We start from the raw sequence: 18,849 nt of genomic DNA on the forward strand, positions 1-18,849 counted from the left end.
CATGCCTTTTCTGTTTTTATAAACGTGATTTATGAAAACGTTTAGATACGTCGGTTGTCTGACATCTACACCGCTATCATATTGTTTATACGTATTTAAAAAAAGGAGGAAATGTTGATGTTTAAGCAGATCTTTGGTGTTCTTCAAAAAGTCGGTAAAGCACTTATGCTTCCTGTTGCGATCTTGCCGGCAGCCGGTCTTCTTCTTGCATTCGGTAACGCAATGCAAAACCCACAACTTACATCACGCGCCGATTGGTTAACAAACGACGGTATCGTGAAATTCGCTCAATTGATGGAGCAAGCAGGTGGAATCATCTTCTCGAACTTGGCGCTCTTGTTCGCAGTCGGTGTTGCCATCGGTTTAGCAGGTGACGGGGTAGCCGGACTTGCAGCAATCGTTGGATTCTTGATCATGAACAAAGTGATGGGTGTTTGGCTCGAACTCACACCTGAAGTGTTAGCGCAAGGTGACCCAGCATACGCGAACGTACTCGGTATCCCAACACTCCAAACAGGGGTATTCGGAGGAATCATCATGGGTCTCATCGCCGCATGGGCCTATAATAAGTACTTCAATATCGAATTGCCACAGTTCCTCGGTTTCTTCGCTGGTAAACGTTTCGTTCCAATCGTAACAGCAGTTGCAGCAGTCGTTGCTGGTTTCGTCATGCTTTTGATCTGGCCACCAGTACAAGATGGTTTGAACGCATTCTCAAAAATCATGTTGGAAGAAAACCGTACATTCGCAGCGTTCGTCTTCGGTTTGATCGAACGTTCATTGATTCCATTCGGTCTTCACCACATCTTCTACTCACCGTTCTGGTTTGAATTCGGTTCATACACAGATGCAGCAGGTAACGTCGTTCGTGGTGACCAAGCGATCTTCTTCGCACAAATTCGTGACGGTGCTGAATTGACAGCAGGTACGTTCATGACTGGTAAATTCCCGTTCATGATGTTCGGTCTTCCTGCAGCAGCACTCGCAATGTACCATGAAGCACGTCCTGAGCGTAAAGCGGTTGTCGGTGGTCTCTTGGCTTCTGCTGCCCTTACATCGTTCTTGACTGGTATCACAGAACCAATCGAGTTCTCATTCTTGTTCGTAGCACCGCTTCTCTTCGCAGTACACGCAGTATTCGCAGGTCTTTCGTTCATGACGATGCATATCTTGAACGTTAAGATCGGGATGACGTTCTCAGGTGGTTTGATCGACTTCTTGCTCTTCGGAGTTCTTCCAGGTCGTACGGCTTGGTGGCTCGTCATTCCAGTCGGTCTCGTGTTCGCGGTTGTTTACTACTTCGGATTCCGCTTCGTTATCCGTAAGTTCAACCTTAAAACACCAGGTCGTGAAGATGAGGTTGTTGAACAATCAACAGCTACTGGTTCGGAACTTGCACAAGATATCCTCGTCGGTCTTGGTGGCTCACAAAACATCAAGCACCTCGATGCATGTATCACACGTCTTCGTGTAGAAGTTAAAGACAAAGCAAACGTAAACAAAGATGAGTTGAAACGCCTTGGCGCTTCTGGTGTCCTTGAAGTTGGTAACAACATTCAAGCAATCTTCGGACCACGTTCGGATGCATTGAAATCAGAGATTCAAGCGGTTATCGCTTCAGGTAACGAAAAGAAAGCAAACTAATCATCATCTAGACCAATCCTTCGGGGTTGGTCTTTTTCTTTTATATGAAACGGTTTCATCCAAACGTTAGAGGGAAAAAGTAAGTATTCTGACAAAGGAGGGAACCATGATGTGGAAGAAAGTGTTTGGCGTTTTACAACGGGTCGGGAAAGCACTCATGCTTCCGGTTGCGATCTTACCGGCAGCCGGTCTTCTCTTGGCGTTTGGTACCGCATTCCAAAACCCGGACCTCGTTGAATTGCTCCCGTTTCTGGCGAATGACTCACTTGTCCTGATTTGGCAAGTCATGACAGATGCCGGGGACATCGTCTTCGCGAACTTAGGGTTACTGTTTGCCGTCGGGGTCGCGATCGGCCTGGCGAACGGGGATGGAGTTGCTGGTCTAGCAGCCATTGTCGGTTATTTGATCATGAACAAAGTTATTAGCACGTGGAACGGGATTACCGCGGAAATCGCTCAAGGCGATCCGCAGTATGCGTCTGTTCTCGGTATCCCGACACTCCAAATGGGGGTATTCGGGGGTATCATCGCAGGTCTTGTTGCAGCTTATGCGTACAACAAGTATTTCAACATCAAGTTGCCAGATTTCTTAGGATTCTTTGCCGGGAAGCGGTTTGTCCCGATTGCGACGGCCGCATTCAGTTTGATTATCGGGATTGCGCTCGCGTATATATGGCCACCGATTGGGAATGCGATCAATACGTTCTCAAGTACGGTCATCGAGGCAAACGTTGCCTTATCAGCATTCATCTTTGGATTGGTAGAACGTTCCTTGATTCCGTTCGGTCTTCACCATATTTGGTATTCTCCGTTCTGGTTCCAATTTGGGGAATATACGAACCAAGCCGGTGATCTCGTACAAGGGGATCAACGGATTTTCTTCGCACAACTACGTGACGGCGTCGAGTTCACAGCCGGTACGTACATGACCGGGAAATTCCCGTTCATGATGTTCGGGTTACCTGCTGCCTGTCTCGCCATGTTCCACACGGTTCCGAAAGAACGTCGAAAAGACGTCGAAGGTCTCTATTTTTCAGCTGCCCTTACGTCATTCTTGACAGGGATCACAGAACCAGTCGAGTTCTCATTCGTCTTCGTCGCACCACTTCTCTTCGGGATTCACGCCGTCTTTGCGGGTCTTTCGTTCATGACGATGCATCTACTGAACGTCAAGATCGGGATGACATTCTCTGGCGGTCTCATTGACTACCTTCTCTTCGGCGTCTTGCCGAACCGAACCGCCTGGTGGCTCGTCATTCCGGTCGGACTCGTCTTTGCGGTCATCTATTACTTCGGATTCCGCTTTGCCATTACGAAATTCGACCTGAAAATCCCTGGACGTGACGTTCAGACCGGAGCGAAAGGGGACAAAGCAGGTATTGGGGACGACTTGCCATATGAAGTGCTCGTCGGACTCGGTGGTCCTGAAAACATTAAACATTTGGATGCTTGTATCACGCGACTTCGCGTCACCGTGAATGACGTCAAACAAGTCGACAAAGATCTCTTAAAAGACCTCGGTGCTGCCGGTGTCCTTGAAGTAGGGGATAACATTCAGGCCATCTTCGGACCGAAGTCGGACACGCTCAAATCACAAATCGCGACCATCATCGAAGGTGGCGAGTATAAACCGAAAGAAAAAGTTGAAAAAGCGGTGATTACACCGGAAGCGGCTGAACAAGCCGATCATCGCTTCCTCGCTCCAATGTCGGGTGTATTGTTATCACTCGATGATGTGCCAGATCAAGTCTTCTCTGGTCGCATGATGGGAGAAGGATTTGCAATCGAACCAAGCTCAGGTCAGGTCGTTTCGCCGGTGACAGGTCAAATCACGACATTCTTCCCAACGAAACATGCAATCGGCATCTTGGCTGACGATGGACGCGAACTATTGATTCATGTCGGTCTCGATACGGTTAATCTGAAAGGGGAAGGATTCACTTCGAAAGTAGAGGAAGGTGCCCGAGTCGAAGCGGGAGACGTACTTCTCGAAGTCGATCTCAATGCGATTCGAGATAAAGTACCTTCACTCATCACACCGATCATTTGGACGAACGGAGACGGAAAAGTCGTCGTCGTACCGTTCGGTGAGACGGTCGTCGCAGGAGAAGCGCTCGACTTTAGAGCCGATGATAGAGGTCCAGAATAACCAACTCTCACACGCCGCTCCAGTAATGGGGCGGCTCTTTTTGTATAGTTACTTCAATGTGCCTTATTCCGGAAAGTGAGAATCCCCTTTATAGTGAAGAAGAATTCTCACGAAAGAAGGGGTACAAATGAAACAATCTATAGAGTTGAATCACGGTCAGAAAGCCATTCCTACCATCGGACTTGGCGTCTTTAAAGTAGAGGACGGAGATACGGTCATCGATGCCGTCGTGGAAGCGATTCGTCAAGGATACCGCCACATCGATACGGCAGCTGTTTATGAGAACGAGGAAGGTGTCGGAATCGGAATTCGAAAAGGAATGGAGATGGCGAATATTTCCCGGGATGATTTGTTCATCACCTCAAAACTTTGGAATGCCGATCAAGGGTATGAATCAGCTATCGCTGCGTATGAAGCTTCACTCGAACGCCTCGGCTTAGAACAATTGGATTTGTATTTGATTCATTGGCCGGTGGAAGACAAAATCGTTGACTCTTGGCGCGCCCTTGAACAATTGTATCGCGAAGGACGTGTCGGAGCGGTCGGAGTGAGTAACTTCCAGATTCATCACCTTGAGACATTGGCTGCAAACAGTGAACTCGTTCCAGCCGTGAACCAAGTCGAGCGGCATCCGTTGCTTCGTCAACCCGAATTAGCATCGTATATGGCCGAGCATGGCATCGCATCGGTCGCTTGGGCACCGCTCATGCAAGGTGGATTGTTCGAAGATCCGACGTTAGTTACAATCGCGAAAGAAGTGGAACGTTCTGTCGCTCAAGTGATATTGCGCTGGCACCTTCAGACAGGGTGGGTCATCATTCCGAAGTCGGTTAAATCGCATCGAATCGAAGAAAACTTCAGCCTGCATGATTTTGAATTGAGTAAAGAACAAATGGAACGAATTGATGCACTCGACCAACATAAACGTGTAGGTCCAGACCCGGACGACTTCGATTTTTAAATAGTATGTAAAAAAAGTCCTTCTCTCGCTCGAGAGAAGGACTTTTGACGTTACTTTTTGATGTCAAACTTTTCGCTAAGGAAGTTCACGACTTCTTCAGCTGTGTCCATGTTGAGGACTTCGTTGACGATCGATTCTGTTTCTGTCTTCGTCAAGCGTTTCACGAGGCTACGTGCACGGAGGACGCTTGAAGCTGACATCGAGAATTCATCGAGTCCGAGACCGAGAAGGATTGGAATCGCGAGCTCTTCTCCGGCCATCTCTCCACACATACCGACCCATTTGCCAGCTTTGTGTGCTTCTGTGATGACATTGTGGAGAAGGTTCAAGATGGCAGGGTTGAACGGTTGGTACAAGTAAGATACTTTTTCGTTCATGCGGTCAGCCGCCATCGTGTATTGAATCAAGTCGTTTGTACCGACTGAGAAGAAGTCGACTTCTTTTGCGAATTGTTTAGCCATGACAGCTGTTGATGGAATTTCAACCATCATCCCTGTTTCGTATTGACCGACTTCGATTCCTTCTTCTTTCAACTTCGCTTCTTCTTCAAGAAGAATAGCTTTCGCTGCGCGGAACTCCTCAAGTGTCGCAATCATTGGGAACATGATCGCGAGGTTACCGTGAGCTGATGCGCGGAGAAGGGCACGAAGTTGTGTGCGGAACAAATCTGTTTCCTCGAGGCAAAGGCGAATCGCACGATAGCCGAGGAACGGGTTCATCTCTTTCGGGAGGTCGAGGTAAGACAATTCTTTGTCGCCACCGATATCGAGTGTACGGATGACAACTTGCTTGCCTTCCATACCTTCAAGAACCGTTTTGTATGCTGTGTACTGCTCTTCTTCTGTCGGGAATGTTTCAGAGTCCATGTACAAGAACTCTGTACGGTAAAGACCGATTGCATCTGAACCGTTTTTCAAGACGCCTTCTAAGTCGTTTGGCGTTCCGATGTTCGCTGCAAGCTTCACTTTATGACCGTCAGCAGTGACAGACTCTTCGTTGACGAGTTGCTTCAACTCTTCTTTGTAAGCTTCGAAATCAGCACGTTTGCCTTCGTACTCTTTGACGAGGTCTTCAGAAGGGTTGACGAACACGTCACCTTCCGTACCGTCGATGATGACGAGGTCACCGTTTTTGATTTCTTCAAGGGCCACTTTCGTACCAACGACCGCTGGAATTTCGAGTGAACGTGACATGATGGCAGAGTGTGATGTACGTCCACCGATGTTTGTCGCGAACCCTTTGACGTATTTACGGTTGAGTTGTGCCGTGTCTGAAGGCGTCAAGTCTTCAGCGATGATGATCACTTCTTCTGAGATCGATGCAGGTGTCACGAATGTCACCCCAAGAATGTGTGCCAAAACACGTTTTGTCACGTCACGAACGTCAGCTGCACGTTCGCGCATGTATTCGTTGTCCATCGATTCGAAAATCATGATCATTGTCTGTGCGACTTCATCAAGTGCTTTCGCCGCGTTCATGTTTTCGCTTTCAATTTTATCGTTCACTTGCGAAACGATTTCTGGGTCCTCAACGATTAAAAGGTGAGCTGAGAAAATCTCGGCTTTGTCTGGACCAAGTTCACGAAGCGTGTGCTCGCGGATTTCTTCAAGCTCCGTTTTAGATTGTGCGATTGCATCTTGGAAACGTGCCTTTTCTGCAGCGACATCTTCAATCTTGTGTGTTGGGATATCGAATGAAGGTGTCTCCATGACGAATGCTTTTGCAACTGCAATCCCTGCAGATGCACCAATACCTTTAATGTGTGACATAAGCGTAGTCCCTCTTTTCAAAGAAATAGTGTACTTTCCTGCCTCGTTACTTCATACCCGAAAAGAAAAAAGAATTAACGAGAACGAAGAAAGTTAAAGTAGCAACGGTCTACGACTAGGGGAAGCCTCGACCAGTCAAATTGGCCTCACTTCACGATGAAGAGAAGCCCGATTGCGTACTTTCTTATCCTATCATAAAATAAAACAACGTCACAACGAGGAGATAGCCCATGAATTCGAAGATTTCTTGACTCTTACGCATACTATTTCATTATTTTGGAGAAGTTCGCTATGCTTACCATATATAAAGAAGGGAAGTGGCAAGATGTATCAAATTGCTCAATTAAATTGGACAGATTCATATGACACGATGATCGTTGGAATCGGTGCGGCCGATTCAATCGACGAAGGGCTCGACACATTGTTCGGTGGACGAGTGAAAGCACTCATTCAATCAGGAGACCTTTCGACGAAAACAGGAGAAGTGACGTTATTGCCGACGTTCGCCGGGGAAACGGCACGCGTCTTGTTTGTCGGACTTGGTCAACGAAACGACATCACGACAGAGAATGTACGGAACTGGTTCGGAAAAGTGGCGAAGCTCGTCCACGCGCGTGGATTAAAGGACGTTGCAGTCGCACTCGACACGTTCACAAACGACGCGGCTCGCATTTTCGCAGAAGCATTTGAAATGGCGACGTATGCTCATCCTACATACAAGTCAGAGCCGAAACAAACGGTCGAAGAGCCAAACATCACACTTCTTGGGGATGTGTCACAAGAAGACATCGATGCAGGTGTCGCTTATGGGAAAGGGGTCAATGTCGCTCGAACGTTGACGATGATGCCGGCTAATATTTTGACAGCAGAGACGTTGGCGGATTATGCGGTAGAATTAGCGAAACGCCATGATTTCAAATACCGAGTGTTAGAAAAAGAAGAAATGGAAGGGCTCGGAATGGGTGCACTCCTCGCCGTAAACCAAGGCTCGATGATCCCGCCGAAATTGATCGTGTTGGAATATCGTGGTGCAGAGGAAGAAGCTCCGATTGCGGTTGTCGGAAAAGGCGTCACGTTCGATACAGGTGGCTATTCAATCAAGCCGAAAGACGGCATCGTCGGAATGAAAGGCGATATGGGTGGTGCGGCTACTGTCCTTGGACTATTCGAGACACTCGGACGCACACGACCGAATAAAAACGTCATCGGAATCATCGGTGCAACAGACAACATGATTTCAGGCGATGCCTTCAAGCCGGATGATGTCATCACGGCGATGAACGGCAAAACGATCGAAGTACTCAACACAGATGCGGAAGGGCGCCTCGTTCTAGCGGATGCTGTCACGTTCGCGAAAACGTATGAGCCAACAGCAATCATCGATGTGGCTACACTTACAGGTGGTGTACTCGTCGCGCTCGGTACGGACGTGACGGGCTGTCTGACGAACGATGATACCCTCTATCGCTCACTCGAAGAAGCGAGTCGCGAGACGAATGAGCTCGTTTGGCAAATGCCATACTTTGATGTGTTCATCGACAAAGTGAGAAAATCAGAAGTAGCCGACTTGAACAACTCACCTGGTCGGTTCGGTCACATGATTTTCGGTGGCGCGTTTGTCGGCGAGTTTGTCGGCGATACACCGTGGCTTCACCTCGATATCGCAGGAACGAGCGAACGTGCGGCAGCGAACGACCTCGGCCCGAAAGGCCCGACTGGTGTCATGGTCCGAACGCTTGCCCGGATGATTGAAACGTGGGAGCGCTAAGAGCACTCCTCTTGATCGGTTTGGCGATTCTGTGTGGCTTTGCGTACACGGTTTGGCCGAACCGGATCTGGTTAGGATGTACAGTATTTTTCGCCGTGTTCGGCGTGTTGATGATGTTACAGGAGGTACGACATGGTAGGAGTAGGAATTGACGGCGCACGCGGAGGCTGGGTGCGCATCACATACGATAGCATTTCCTTATGTTTGACGATTTCGGAAACGCTAGAGGAGTTGCTCATTGACGGCGCGATGCATTTCGTGGATATGCCGAAAGATTTAGGGACGGTCGACCATCCGAGTCGAGCGTGTGACGCGTGGATGCGGAGCCAACTCGTCGAGCGGAAATCGTCCGTCTTCACCCCGCCGATTCAAGAAGTGCTTCATGAAGCGACATATGAGGAAGCGAACAAACGAAGTCGATTGTTGATCGATAAAGGGATTAGCAAACAGGCTTGGCATTTGGTTCCGCGTATCCGTGAGTTCCAGCAGGTGTTAGCGGAGGACGTTTACGAATCTCACCCAGAAGTATGCTTCTCGGTCATGATGGGGCATGAGGCAAGTCATTCGAAAAAGACAGTCGAAGGGCAGGATGAACGAATCGAGTTACTTCGAAAATACTCGAAAAGCACTCCGTGGAAATGGAAAATGTCGAACGTCCAAATCGATGACATTATCGATGCTTGCATCTTAGCAGTAGCCGCCTATGAAGCGGGGACGAGTGGTCTTTCGTTACACCCGGCTGAAGCGAATGAGCCGAAAGTAGCTGTACCTCAAATGAAAGAAGAGCGATGAAATGTTGATTTCATCGCTCTTTTGCTGTCGTAGCGGTCGGACCGACGACGAACCGCCACATATAGTGAAAGACTTTGGCGTTGTATAAAGCCTTCAGCAGAACGGCGAGTACGGGACCTAAGATGAAGCCGAATACACCGAATAGTTTTAGACCGACGAAAATCGAAATGAGTGCGGCAAGCGGATTCAACCCGATGTGGGAACCAACAATCTTCGGTTCAGCCAAGTTTCGTTGAACGATGACGATGATGTATAGGACAATCAATCCGATGGCGACGAACCAATCGCCCGATACTGCGGCATAGGCGGCCCATGGAATGAGTAGTGTACCGACACCTAAATAAGGTAAAAGGTCGAAGAACCCTGCGAGTAAAGCGAATGAGAGCGGATTGTCGACTCGGAGAATGAACATACCGACCAGTACGATTCCGAAGGTGATGGAAATGAGCGTCAGTTGTGCTCGAACGTAACCGAATAAAGCGGACTTCAGGTTGATCATGACTTCCTCGAACTCTTTAAATCCTTTGCGTTTATTCAGGCGATTTAGAGACGTCACGTAAGAGGGCCAGTCTTTTGTAATAAAGAACCAGGCGAGCACAATGACGACGACAAGCAGCAGGACGAGTGGGAGTGCTGCCAACATGCCTTGTAGGACACTTGCCACACTACGGGATAAAACACCGATTGCGGCCGCGAGTTGGACACCGAGCTCTGTGATGCCGCCTTCTAATGAAGTCGTCTGTCCAGGATTCAATTGTTGATAGCTCTCGTACGCATCGTTGACGAGTGGTGCAATCTTTTCGTTGAACAAGCGCTGGACATATTCAGTGAACGTTTGGATTTGTTCAGGAAGTCGCTCCGCTGCGATTGTCGCATAATGAATCAATTGGATGATGACGATGGTGATGATGCCGACGACGATACTGAGGACGATCAACAACGAGATCAGCGTCCCGAGTGCACGCGGCATGTTGGTTTTTCGTTCGAAAAAATTGACGAGTGGAACGGTCAAGAGTGATAAGAGTAGGGCAAACACGAAAGGATACGTATATTCGAAGAGGATGTTCAGTACCCATGTGATCAAAAATAAGCCGATTACGACAAGTACGAACCGAAGCAGTTGCCAAAGTCTTACCGAAGACATGAAAAACCCACCCTTTCCGGACAGTTAGATTGAGCATAGTATATCATGTAGACGGTAAATAAAGCAGAAAGATAGGTGAATGAACATGAGAGAGATTCAACAAAAAATTGATACGATGATTCTTCATTTGGGAGGCTACTGGAGACCGTTATCGGGGCTGGCACGATTGTTAGAAGAAGTAGGAGAAGTGGGAGGGGCGATGCGGAGAGGATCAGCGGAGGAGCTAAAAGAAGAACTGCTCGATGTGCTCGTCATCTCCACGTGTCTCGCGAACCAGTACGCCATTTCACTTCAACAACAAGAAGCGGATGTAAGAGAAGTGACGAAAGAACAGTTATATTTTCAAATCGTAGAAGAGGCCGGCGAAGTGGCGAGGATATTGAATGCTTACGAAGGAGATAAAAAGCTGAAGTCAAATCGCCAAGGAGAGTCGTTACAGCTTCATATCGAGCAACTGCAACGTGCTGTGATTTCTTTAGGGGAACAGTGCAACTATGAATTGTTTGACTCATTGTATGTATTGATTGATGAAAAATCGACACGTGACTTTGGGCGTTTCGATCATACACCGGATCCGATTACGGAAGCTTCCGTCAGAACCTATGTCACGTATCAGTCTGGACGCTATTGGGGTGGAATTGATCCTAAACCTTTTGAGCGATTTGACCGATATATGGAGAGAGAGAAACATGTAGAACGTTTTTTGAAAATTGCTCATATTGAGGGGCTTGATGGATTTGTGATTCAACAATCAAAAGATGGTCTTTTATATGAAGATGGTTATGAATATCGGATTCCTGAAACCTTTCATATTGTAGAAGAAACTTACGAAAATCATCAATTCTTAGTCATCAAACCCCAACAATAAAAACATTTACCTTTTTATCAAAAACATTCATCTTTTTTTCAAATATTTACTTTTTTTAAAAAAGCATTATGCTAATATGAAGTTGTTGTTAGTAGGAAATGCCGCTAGAAGAAAGGAATATTTTGGATGAAAATGAAGCTTGTAAAAATCGCACTCATCTTAACGGTTCTCTTATTTGGAATGCAACTTCCTTCAGTTGAAGCCGCAACGTACGATGGGGAGACGACTGTGAATTTGAATATTCGTTCAACACCAAGTTTGAGCGGGACAGTCGTCAAGACATTGCCGAAAGGCACGAAAGTGAAATACGGGACGTATAATCAGTCCTGGCATAAAGTGTATGTCGATAGTCGTACATATTATGCATCGGCTCAATACATCCGCAAACTTTCTTCTCCTTCGAGTTCGTTGACGACTCAGTCAGCAACTTCAACAGGTGTGACAACCGAAAACTTAAACATCCGTGTCACATCACATCGTGCAGCCAGCATTGTCACGACGTTGAAAAAAGGGACAGAAGTCAAGTATGCCGTTCATAACTCTTCGTGGGCGAAAGTCTATTTGAACGGAAAGACATACTATGCTGCGAAGATGTACATTGCACCAAAATTGACAGATGCAACAGTGAACCGAACGGAAGGTTACGCAAACCGTGAAATGAAATTGTTTGCGATGCGGAGTCAAAGTTCGGTTGTGCAGAAGGTGTTACCGAAACATACAGTCGTCACTTCTAGCAAATACAACTCGAGCTGGTCGACCGTGTATATTGGAAACGCGACATACTATACGCCGACAGCGTGGATTACGCCTGGATCGCTCAAACCACAGATTGTCAAAGAGAATGGATACGCAAACCGAGAGTTAAAACTTTTCGTGATGCGAAGCCAAAGTTCTAGCGTAGCGAAAGTATTGCCAATCAATACTGCAGTCGTTTCAAGTAAGTACAATTCAAGTTGGTCGACCGTATATATCGGGAATGCGACATATTATACACCGACAGCTTGGATCTCAACTTCTAAAACGGAAACACAACCACCTACAACAACGGAACCAAACGACGGATTGACTCAAGGATATGCTAACCGAAACGTCAACTTGTTCGGAAGAACGCACCAAAGTTCGCCAGTTCAACTTGTGCTTCCGAAATACACAGCTGTATCATACAAATCGTATAATGGAAGCTGGTCGACGGTTCACATTGGGTCGAAAGTCTACTACACGGCAAGCTCATGGTTGACTGCTGGGAAAGCTCCGGCTGAGCCTGAAGCGGCACCGAAAGGAACGGTATATATTAACACGCCAGGTGATGTGTTGAATGTTCGTTCTCAAGCGAGTCTTAACTCAAGCGTAGTAGGGAAACTCGATCATGGCACGGCTGTCCCTCATTATGGGACGGTAAATGGTTTCCACAAAATCAAATACAATGGAAAAGATGCTTACGTTTCTTCAGCTTTCGTCACAGCATCGAAACCGAGTGAATCTTCTGGAGCTGTCATCGTTCTTGATCCTGGACATGGCGGGAAAGACCCAGGGGCACTGAACGGTTCGCTTTACGAAAAGACGATTGTATTAGATGTATCACAACGTGTAGAAGCTTATCTTCGTTCGAAATACGGGTATACAGTTCGTCTAACACGTTCGACAGACGTTTACTTGACACTTGATCAACGTGTCGCTGCAGCGAAGTCGTTGCGTGGTGACTTGTTCGTCAGTATGCATGTCAACGCAGCAGGTTCATCAGCAGCAAAAGGATTGGAAACATTCTATTCGACACGTTCGGCTCACAGTGCACGTAGTAGCGTGTTGGCTTCGAACATTCAAAGTAACCTAGTCGGGAAGATGAGTGGGATGTCAAACCGAGGTGTGAAGACGGCAAACTATTACGTCATCACGTATAATACGATGCCATCGGCTCTCGTTGAGCTCGGATTCATTTCTTCTCCAACGGATTTGACGTATCTTCGCAGTGACGCATCTCGCCAGCGTATGGCAGAAGGTGTTGCAGAAGGAATCGCTAAATACGTACAGACTTATCATTAATCCTTAAACCTTAGACAAATTTTGTCTAAGGTTTTTTGATGCAATAAAAAACCGAACCATATGAAGGTTCGGTTGATCAAAAATCTTATAAGTCATCGAAACCGTTCGCGTCTGTCACTTTCGCATACGAACGCGATTTTTGTTCGAAGAAATCAGATTTTGTTGCGTTGAGCGAATCGTCTGAGTATGCACGGATCCAAGGCATGACATCTTCGTCATATCCTTCGTACAAGTCGTTCAGACCGATTACACGTAAACGTTTGTTTGCCAAGTATTTGACGTAGTCACGCATCTCACTGACGTCGAGTCCATCGAGATCGCGAAGGACGTATTCACACCACTCGATCTCAAGGTCGACGGCCTCTGCCATCGTATCGTATACGAATTGGCTGAACTGTCCGTCCGCATCAATCTTTGGATTTTCAGTCAATACGGCACGGAGCAACTGGCTGATGAAGTAAGAATGTTGCATCTCGTCACGCTGGATATAACTGATCATCGTTGACGTCCCGACCATTTTTTGATGACGGGCCAAGTTATAGAAGTAGGCGAAGCCAGAATAGAAGTTGATGCCTTCCAAAATGACCGAGGCCACAAGTGATTTTGCGAAATTCTCTGCATTTGGCGTGTCGCGGAACTCTTCATATAAGTCCAGGATGAATTGGTTACGTTTCATGACCATCTCGTCATCTTTCGCAATATCAAAAATACGATTTTGTTCAGCGAGTGGGACGAGGCTTGATAAAACGTAACTGTACGATTGATTGTGTACGACTTCCTGTTGCGCGATAACGGCAAGTACGGCGTGTACGGATGAATCTGACGAGAACATCGATGATTCAAGGATGTATCGTGTCTGGACAGAGTCGAGAATCGATAACAGCCCGATGATCCGTTTGAACGCATCTTGTTCACGTTCCGTTAACTGTGGCCATTGTTGCATGTCTTTCGACATCGAGATCTCATCTGGGATCCAAAAGTTTGAAAGCAACTGCTTATAAATCGTATAAAACTGAGGATATGCGATATCGTTCCAGTTCACGATTGAGCTTGTTTCGCCACCGATGATGGCGGTTGCCCGGTTAGGATGTTTGGGCGACAATAATTTGATTTTCTGAATCGACATGGTGCATGACTCCTTCTTCTACATTCTGAGCCATCCGTTCTGCCCAGTGCTGGACGTTGAACGGTTGGTTGCGAGGCGACTGCTCGATTTTAAGCAGTTCACCGGCTAGTGGGATTCCGTATTTTGAAAGGTGGTACGCCATCTCATCGACCGCTCGACAGAAATGAACAAACATTTTGTCACCCGTTCCGAATACGGCTGCCTGACGAATCGGTACATTCAATTCTTTTAGCACGAGACGGAACGTGTCTTTCATTTCATCCGGCAAGATGCCATCTGCCCATGTGTAAGACCCGAAATAGACGAGGTCACACGATGCGAGAGACTGGGCTTCCTGATATCCGACCCGATCCGCGTCGTAGCGGACAACGTGGTCACCACGATGATGGTGGGTCGACTCGATGAGCGTCGCCACTTCTTCTGTGTTTCCGCTCATCGAATGACAAATGATTGCAATGTTCATGTCGTTAACCACCTTTCATTAAAACGGACTAATGATGAATCGAACAAGTTATGAGGCACAAGACTCACATTCATCTACTTCAACGGTCGTTGAACGTGTGTAATAAATCGATTTCATACCGAGAGACCAAGCTTCTAAGTGCATCGCGAGAAGCTCTGTCGCTTTCACATCGTTCTTCACGTACAAGTTGAAGCTGATTGCTTGGTCGATGTGACGTTGGCGCGATGCGTTTTGACGGATGCTCCATAGTTGATCGACTTCGAAAGCTGATTTGTAGAACCAGTTCGTCTCAGGTGTCAAATCTGGCACCGTGACCGGAATCTTGTAGTTTTTCTTCTCTTCTGAGTAGACTTTCTTATAGACCGGGTCAATCGACGCGGTACTACCCGCGATGATAGCAGTCGACGAGTTCGGTGCAACAGCCATCATATAGGCGTTACGGACACCGTTTTGGTGGACGGCTTCTGCAAGACCATCCCAATCCAACTCGTCGTGCGAGCGATAGTTCCGGCGCTTGAAGTATTCACCTGTATGCCATTCTGATCCTTCGAAGACGCCGAACGCGCCTTTCTCCTTCGCGAGCTCCATCGAAGCTTGGATCGTGAGGTAGGCAATCTTCTCGTAGAGTTTCTCCGCGTATTGAACGGCGTCGACCGATTCCCAGCGGATTCCTTCGAGGGCGAGTAGATGATGCCATCCGAACGTGCCGAGACCGACCGCGCGATACTTCTGGTTCGTAATCATCGCTTGTGGCACTTCAATGGTGTTCAAGTCAATGACGTTGTCGAGCATACGCATTTGAATCGGGATGAGGCGTTCGAGCACGTCTGCTTTCACCGCACGGGCGAGTGCAATTGAGCTCAAGTTACAGACGACGAAATCACCTGGTGTTTTCGTGATGACGATTTTTCCGTCTTGTGTGTACTCTTCTTCAATCGTCGTTGCTGACATGTTTTGTGCAATCTCTGAACAGAGGTTCGAGCTATAAATCATACCGGCGTGTTTGTTTGGGTTTGCCCGGTTCACAGCGTCACGGAAGAACATGTACGGCGTACCTGTCTCAAGCTGTGAGCGCATGTAACGCTTCACGAGGTCGATAGCAGGTACAGTCACACGTGATAGCTCAGGTGTATTGACGCACTCCATGTATTTTTCGGTGAAGCTACCGCCGTTTTCCGTTTCGTCGAAGTAGTCCTCAAGGCTATATCCCATCACCGTGCGAATCTCATGCGGGTCGAATAAGTGCCATTCACCACGTGCCTCGACCGTACGCATGAAGAGGTCCGGTAAACAGACTCCTGTGAACAAGTCATGTGTCCGAAGACGCTCGTCCCCGTTGTTCAACTTCGCATCTAAGAATTCGAAGATATCTTTATGCCAGATGTCGAGATATACGGCGATTGAACCTTGGCGCATGCCGAGTTGGTCGACAGAGACGGCCGTGTTGTTCAATTGTTTCATCCAAGGAAGGGCACCGCTCGAGACGCCTTTGAATCCTTTGATGTCACTTCCGCGTGAGCGGATTTTACCGAGATAGACACCGATTCCGCCACCGCCTTTTGAAAGGGTCGCCACGTCGGTGTTAGAGTCGTAAATGCCGCGAAGTGAGTCGTCGACTGTATCGATGAAGCAAGAGCTAAGCTGACCGTATGACTTACCGGCGTTCGATAACGTCGGTGTCGCGACGGTCATATAAAGGTTTGAGAGCGCCCAGTACGCTTCTTCGACGAGTTTGAGGCGTGTTTTCTCATCCTCTTTTTGCATGAGGGTCATCGCGATGACCATGAAGCGCTCTTGCGGAAGCTCGTATAAATTCTTCACATGGTCGCGGCCGAGGTAACGGTCCGATAACGTGCGAAGTCCGATGTAGGTGAAGAGACGGTCGCGAGACGGGTCAATCAACGTCTCGAGGTGGTCCATATCTTCTTTTGAATACGTATCCATCAGTGCTGAAGTAAAGATGCGTTTTGATGTCAACGTCTCGATCAAGTGATGGAAGTTGCCGTAGCGCATCGACGCATCATAGCCACGATTGCGTGCCGCCTCGAGATAGAGACGGTTCAGATACATCTCTGTCGCCACGAACGTCCAGTCCGGTTCTTCGGCTTTCAACATATCGAGCGCATGCATCGTCAATAAGTCATATACTACATCTTGTGTCAGCGTCTTCGTCTCGAGCGCCCGAATCGCGCGTTCCTCGTAACGCTGTACACTTAAATGAGGATACCGTGTTTGGATAGATTGAATAAGAGAAGAGACATCAGCAAGCGTTGGTGCCGCTGGTAACATCGTCTCGTGGTGGATAGGGGATGTCAAAATCGATCACTCCTTTAATAGATGTAGACGTTATGAAAGTATAATAAGAACTTCCTAACCTGTCACAATAATGTGTCAACGACCAAAATAGCTGTTAACTATATATTGACACATTTTAATCTTTTTAATCATAAAACACCTATATTTAGTTTTTCAATCCTTGACATTCGCGAATGTGCGAGTCGCTCTTTTGCTTTTGTTCGAAAAGGGCTTTATGGCCCGATTTGAGACGAAGAAATGAGATGAAAAATTTTTATGGATTCTAATTGCGCGTTTCTTCACAAAAAATGTATTCGACTTCATCAGCAAAAAAAGGATATTTGAATGCTATATGTAGGCACGAATGTATTGTATTTGACGCCGCTTATCAAAATACCTGCTTGAATCGATTGATACTAGATATAGTGTTCCAAGAAATCGTGATGGGCGAATCCATTTGTCAAGGCTGGTATCCGAACAAAAAGTAAGGTAGATTGATGAGGTAGGACATGGATTTCAACGAAAAGAAGGGTTTAACAAGTGCGTACAGAAGACTTATTATTAACATGGGACCCGCTCGGTTATGGAACAGGTTCATACGGACCAGAGTTCGATGAGGTGATGGTGGCATTAACCTATGTCGAATCTTCAGAACAATTGACCGATGTGATTCGCCGTACGCTTCTTGAAGCGTTCGATGAGTGTCCCCCTGAAGAAGAAATCATAAAGATGGCGCAGCAACTATTCGCGTCGTCATCTTGCCAACTATAAGGAGGAAGAATTAATGTTACGAATTGATCCAACACCAAACCCGAATGCTATGAAAGTCACACTTCCAGAAAACGTATTCGGCGCAAAAAGCCAAAGTGTGAAAGCAGGAGAAGCGACAGATCAGCCGCTCCTTGCGAAACTTGTCGAGATTGAAGGTGTCGAGAGTGTATTCGCATACGGCGACTTCGTAACCGTTTCAAAAGAGAATGGCGTGAGTTGGGAAGCAATCCTTCCACACGTTGAGACGGCATATCGCGGATGACCCTGACTGTCTCAATCGTCATTCCAGCGTATAAGCGCGAAACGGAATTGACGGAGCTGCTTGAAAGCTTAACGGTCCAAACGTTTCAGCAGTTCGAAGTCTTGGTCATGAATAATGAAGGGCCGCCAAAACAGCATATTTTGGCGCCTTTTTTGAATCAATTGGATGTGCATGTCATTGAGGTCGGGGAGAACCATCACGTCCGTGCGCGGAATCGTGGCGTACTCGAAGCGAAAGGGGACGTCATCTTACTGTTAGACGATGATGATTTGCTCATGCCGACTCACATCGAGGACGGTTTGCACGATCTTCAAGAAGCGGACTTCGTCTATACGGATGCCGAGCTATTCCGTTTTACATGGGAAGGCGGTCGTCGGGTAGTGACGGACTGGGAACCGTTCGCATATGACTTCGACCGTGAGCGAATGCGAAAGGACTCGACGTTCATCCCGTCCGGTACGATGTATCGCAAATCAATCCATGACACAATCGGTCTCTTCGATGAAGACGTCTATAATTATTGGGACTGGGATTTCTTCTTGAGGGTCATGGAGACGTTCACCGTGTCCCACCCCGCTCGAGCAACGGTTCTCTACGCATTCAACGGGACGGACAACTTATCAGCGAAACAAGACGAAACGAGACGTCGTTACTTTGACCGCTTTTGTCAGAAGCATGGGCTGACAGACATGGGGATGAAGAATTTCCATATGGTCCAAGAGGAACGACGTCCATATGTGAGGCAGACAGAGAGAACGTTCACAGGCGTGTTACCTGGTCGGACGGAAGGAGAATAA

14 protein-coding genes and 1 pseudogene are annotated in these 18,849 nt (G+C 47.4%); 10 read left to right on the forward strand and 5 right to left on the reverse strand.

Annotated elements, in window-relative coordinates; translation table 11 throughout:
* Nucleotides 1-117: 117 nt before the first annotated feature.
* The 3 genes and pseudogenes from ptsG (ACQKD4_RS03940) to ACQKD4_RS03950 all read left to right on the forward strand — a co-directional run.
* Nucleotides 118-1,617: pseudogene (gene ptsG / locus ACQKD4_RS03940) on the forward strand (glucose-specific PTS transporter subunit IIBC); the annotation flags it as partial.
* A 136-nt stretch (nt 1,618-1,753) separates the two neighbouring features.
* Nucleotides 1,754-3,793, forward strand: a complete 2,040-nt coding sequence (ptsG, locus tag ACQKD4_RS03945) for a glucose-specific PTS transporter subunit IIBC (protein WP_427372527.1) — start codon at nt 1,754-1,756, stop codon at nt 3,791-3,793.
* A gap of 127 nt (nt 3,794-3,920) precedes the next feature.
* A complete protein-coding gene (locus ACQKD4_RS03950; protein ID WP_427372528.1) occupies nt 3,921-4,754 on the forward strand; it encodes an aldo/keto reductase in 834 nt (277 codons plus the stop codon).
* A gap of 50 nt (nt 4,755-4,804) precedes the next feature.
* On the opposite strand, the gene ptsP is transcribed toward ACQKD4_RS03950, so the two are convergent.
* The gene (gene ptsP / locus ACQKD4_RS03955) at nt 4,805-6,523 is read right to left on the reverse strand and encodes a phosphoenolpyruvate--protein phosphotransferase (protein WP_074033510.1); all 1,719 of its coding nucleotides are present in this window, start codon (nt 6,521-6,523) and stop codon (nt 4,805-4,807) included.
* 325 nt (nt 6,524-6,848) lie between these two features.
* Here ptsP and ACQKD4_RS03960 point away from each other — a divergent pair, with 325 nt between their 5' ends.
* Together ACQKD4_RS03960 and ACQKD4_RS03965 are read left to right on the forward strand one after the other, a co-directional pair.
* Nucleotides 6,849-8,291, forward strand: a complete 1,443-nt coding sequence (locus ACQKD4_RS03960; RefSeq protein ID WP_427372529.1) for a leucyl aminopeptidase — start codon at nt 6,849-6,851, stop codon at nt 8,289-8,291.
* A 132-nt stretch (nt 8,292-8,423) separates the two neighbouring features.
* Nucleotides 8,424-9,083: a DUF429 domain-containing protein gene (locus ACQKD4_RS03965; protein ID WP_427372530.1), complete on the forward strand. Its 660-nt coding sequence runs from the start codon at nt 8,424-8,426 to the stop codon at nt 9,081-9,083.
* Between the two features lie 10 nt (nt 9,084-9,093).
* Here the strand turns inward: ACQKD4_RS03965 and ytvI are convergent, their stop codons facing one another.
* Complete coding sequence (gene ytvI / locus ACQKD4_RS03970; protein ID WP_427372531.1) at nt 9,094-10,227, reverse strand: sporulation integral membrane protein YtvI; 1,134 nt, start codon at nt 10,225-10,227, stop codon at nt 9,094-9,096.
* A gap of 85 nt (nt 10,228-10,312) precedes the next feature.
* Between ytvI and ACQKD4_RS03975 the strand changes: the two genes are divergently transcribed.
* Together ACQKD4_RS03975 and ACQKD4_RS03980 are read left to right on the forward strand one after the other, a co-directional pair.
* The gene (locus ACQKD4_RS03975) at nt 10,313-11,095 is read left to right on the forward strand and encodes a MazG nucleotide pyrophosphohydrolase domain-containing protein (protein ID WP_427372532.1); all 783 of its coding nucleotides are present in this window, start codon (nt 10,313-10,315) and stop codon (nt 11,093-11,095) included.
* Nucleotides 11,096-11,221: 126 nt separating this feature from the next.
* Entirely contained in the window at nt 11,222-13,135 is a 1,914-nt protein-coding gene (locus ACQKD4_RS03980; RefSeq protein WP_427372533.1) for an N-acetylmuramoyl-L-alanine amidase, read from the forward strand.
* A gap of 85 nt (nt 13,136-13,220) precedes the next feature.
* On the opposite strand, the gene ACQKD4_RS03985 is transcribed toward ACQKD4_RS03980, so the two are convergent.
* From ACQKD4_RS03985 to ACQKD4_RS03995, 3 genes are read right to left on the reverse strand one after another with little or no spacing between them, the layout of a single operon-like run.
* Nucleotides 13,221-14,261 carry a ribonucleotide-diphosphate reductase subunit beta gene (locus ACQKD4_RS03985; RefSeq protein WP_074033504.1) on the reverse strand — a complete coding sequence of 347 codons (1,041 nt, stop codon included), beginning with the start codon at nt 14,259-14,261 and terminating at the stop codon, nt 13,221-13,223.
* Complete coding sequence (locus tag ACQKD4_RS03990; RefSeq protein WP_427372534.1) at nt 14,218-14,724, reverse strand: flavodoxin domain-containing protein; 507 nt, start codon at nt 14,722-14,724, stop codon at nt 14,218-14,220. Before ACQKD4_RS03990 ends, ACQKD4_RS03985 begins: the two co-directional genes overlap by 44 nt.
* 48 nt (nt 14,725-14,772) lie before the next feature.
* On the reverse strand, nt 14,773-17,013 hold the full coding sequence (locus tag ACQKD4_RS03995; RefSeq protein ID WP_427373265.1) for a ribonucleoside-diphosphate reductase subunit alpha: 2,241 nt from the start codon (nt 17,011-17,013) through the stop codon (nt 14,773-14,775).
* Between the two features lie 546 nt (nt 17,014-17,559).
* On the opposite strand from ACQKD4_RS03995, the gene ACQKD4_RS04000 reads away from it, so the two are divergent.
* From ACQKD4_RS04000 to ACQKD4_RS04010, 3 genes are read left to right on the forward strand one after another with little or no spacing between them, the layout of a single operon-like run.
* Entirely contained in the window at nt 17,560-17,790 is a 231-nt protein-coding gene (locus ACQKD4_RS04000) for a DUF1871 family protein (RefSeq protein ID WP_214693397.1), read from the forward strand.
* A gap of 13 nt (nt 17,791-17,803) precedes the next feature.
* Complete coding sequence (locus ACQKD4_RS04005) at nt 17,804-18,052, forward strand: NifU N-terminal domain-containing protein (RefSeq protein ID WP_012726804.1); 249 nt, start codon at nt 17,804-17,806, stop codon at nt 18,050-18,052.
* Nucleotides 18,049-18,849, forward strand: a complete 801-nt coding sequence (locus ACQKD4_RS04010) for a glycosyltransferase family 2 protein (RefSeq protein ID WP_427372535.1) — start codon at nt 18,049-18,051, stop codon at nt 18,847-18,849. The genes ACQKD4_RS04005 and ACQKD4_RS04010 overlap by 4 nt, the downstream gene beginning before the upstream one ends.

The organism is Exiguobacterium sp. NPDC077395, from assembly GCF_050269125.1.
GTDB lineage: Bacteria > Bacillota > Bacilli > Exiguobacteriales > Exiguobacteriaceae > Exiguobacterium > Exiguobacterium aestuarii_A.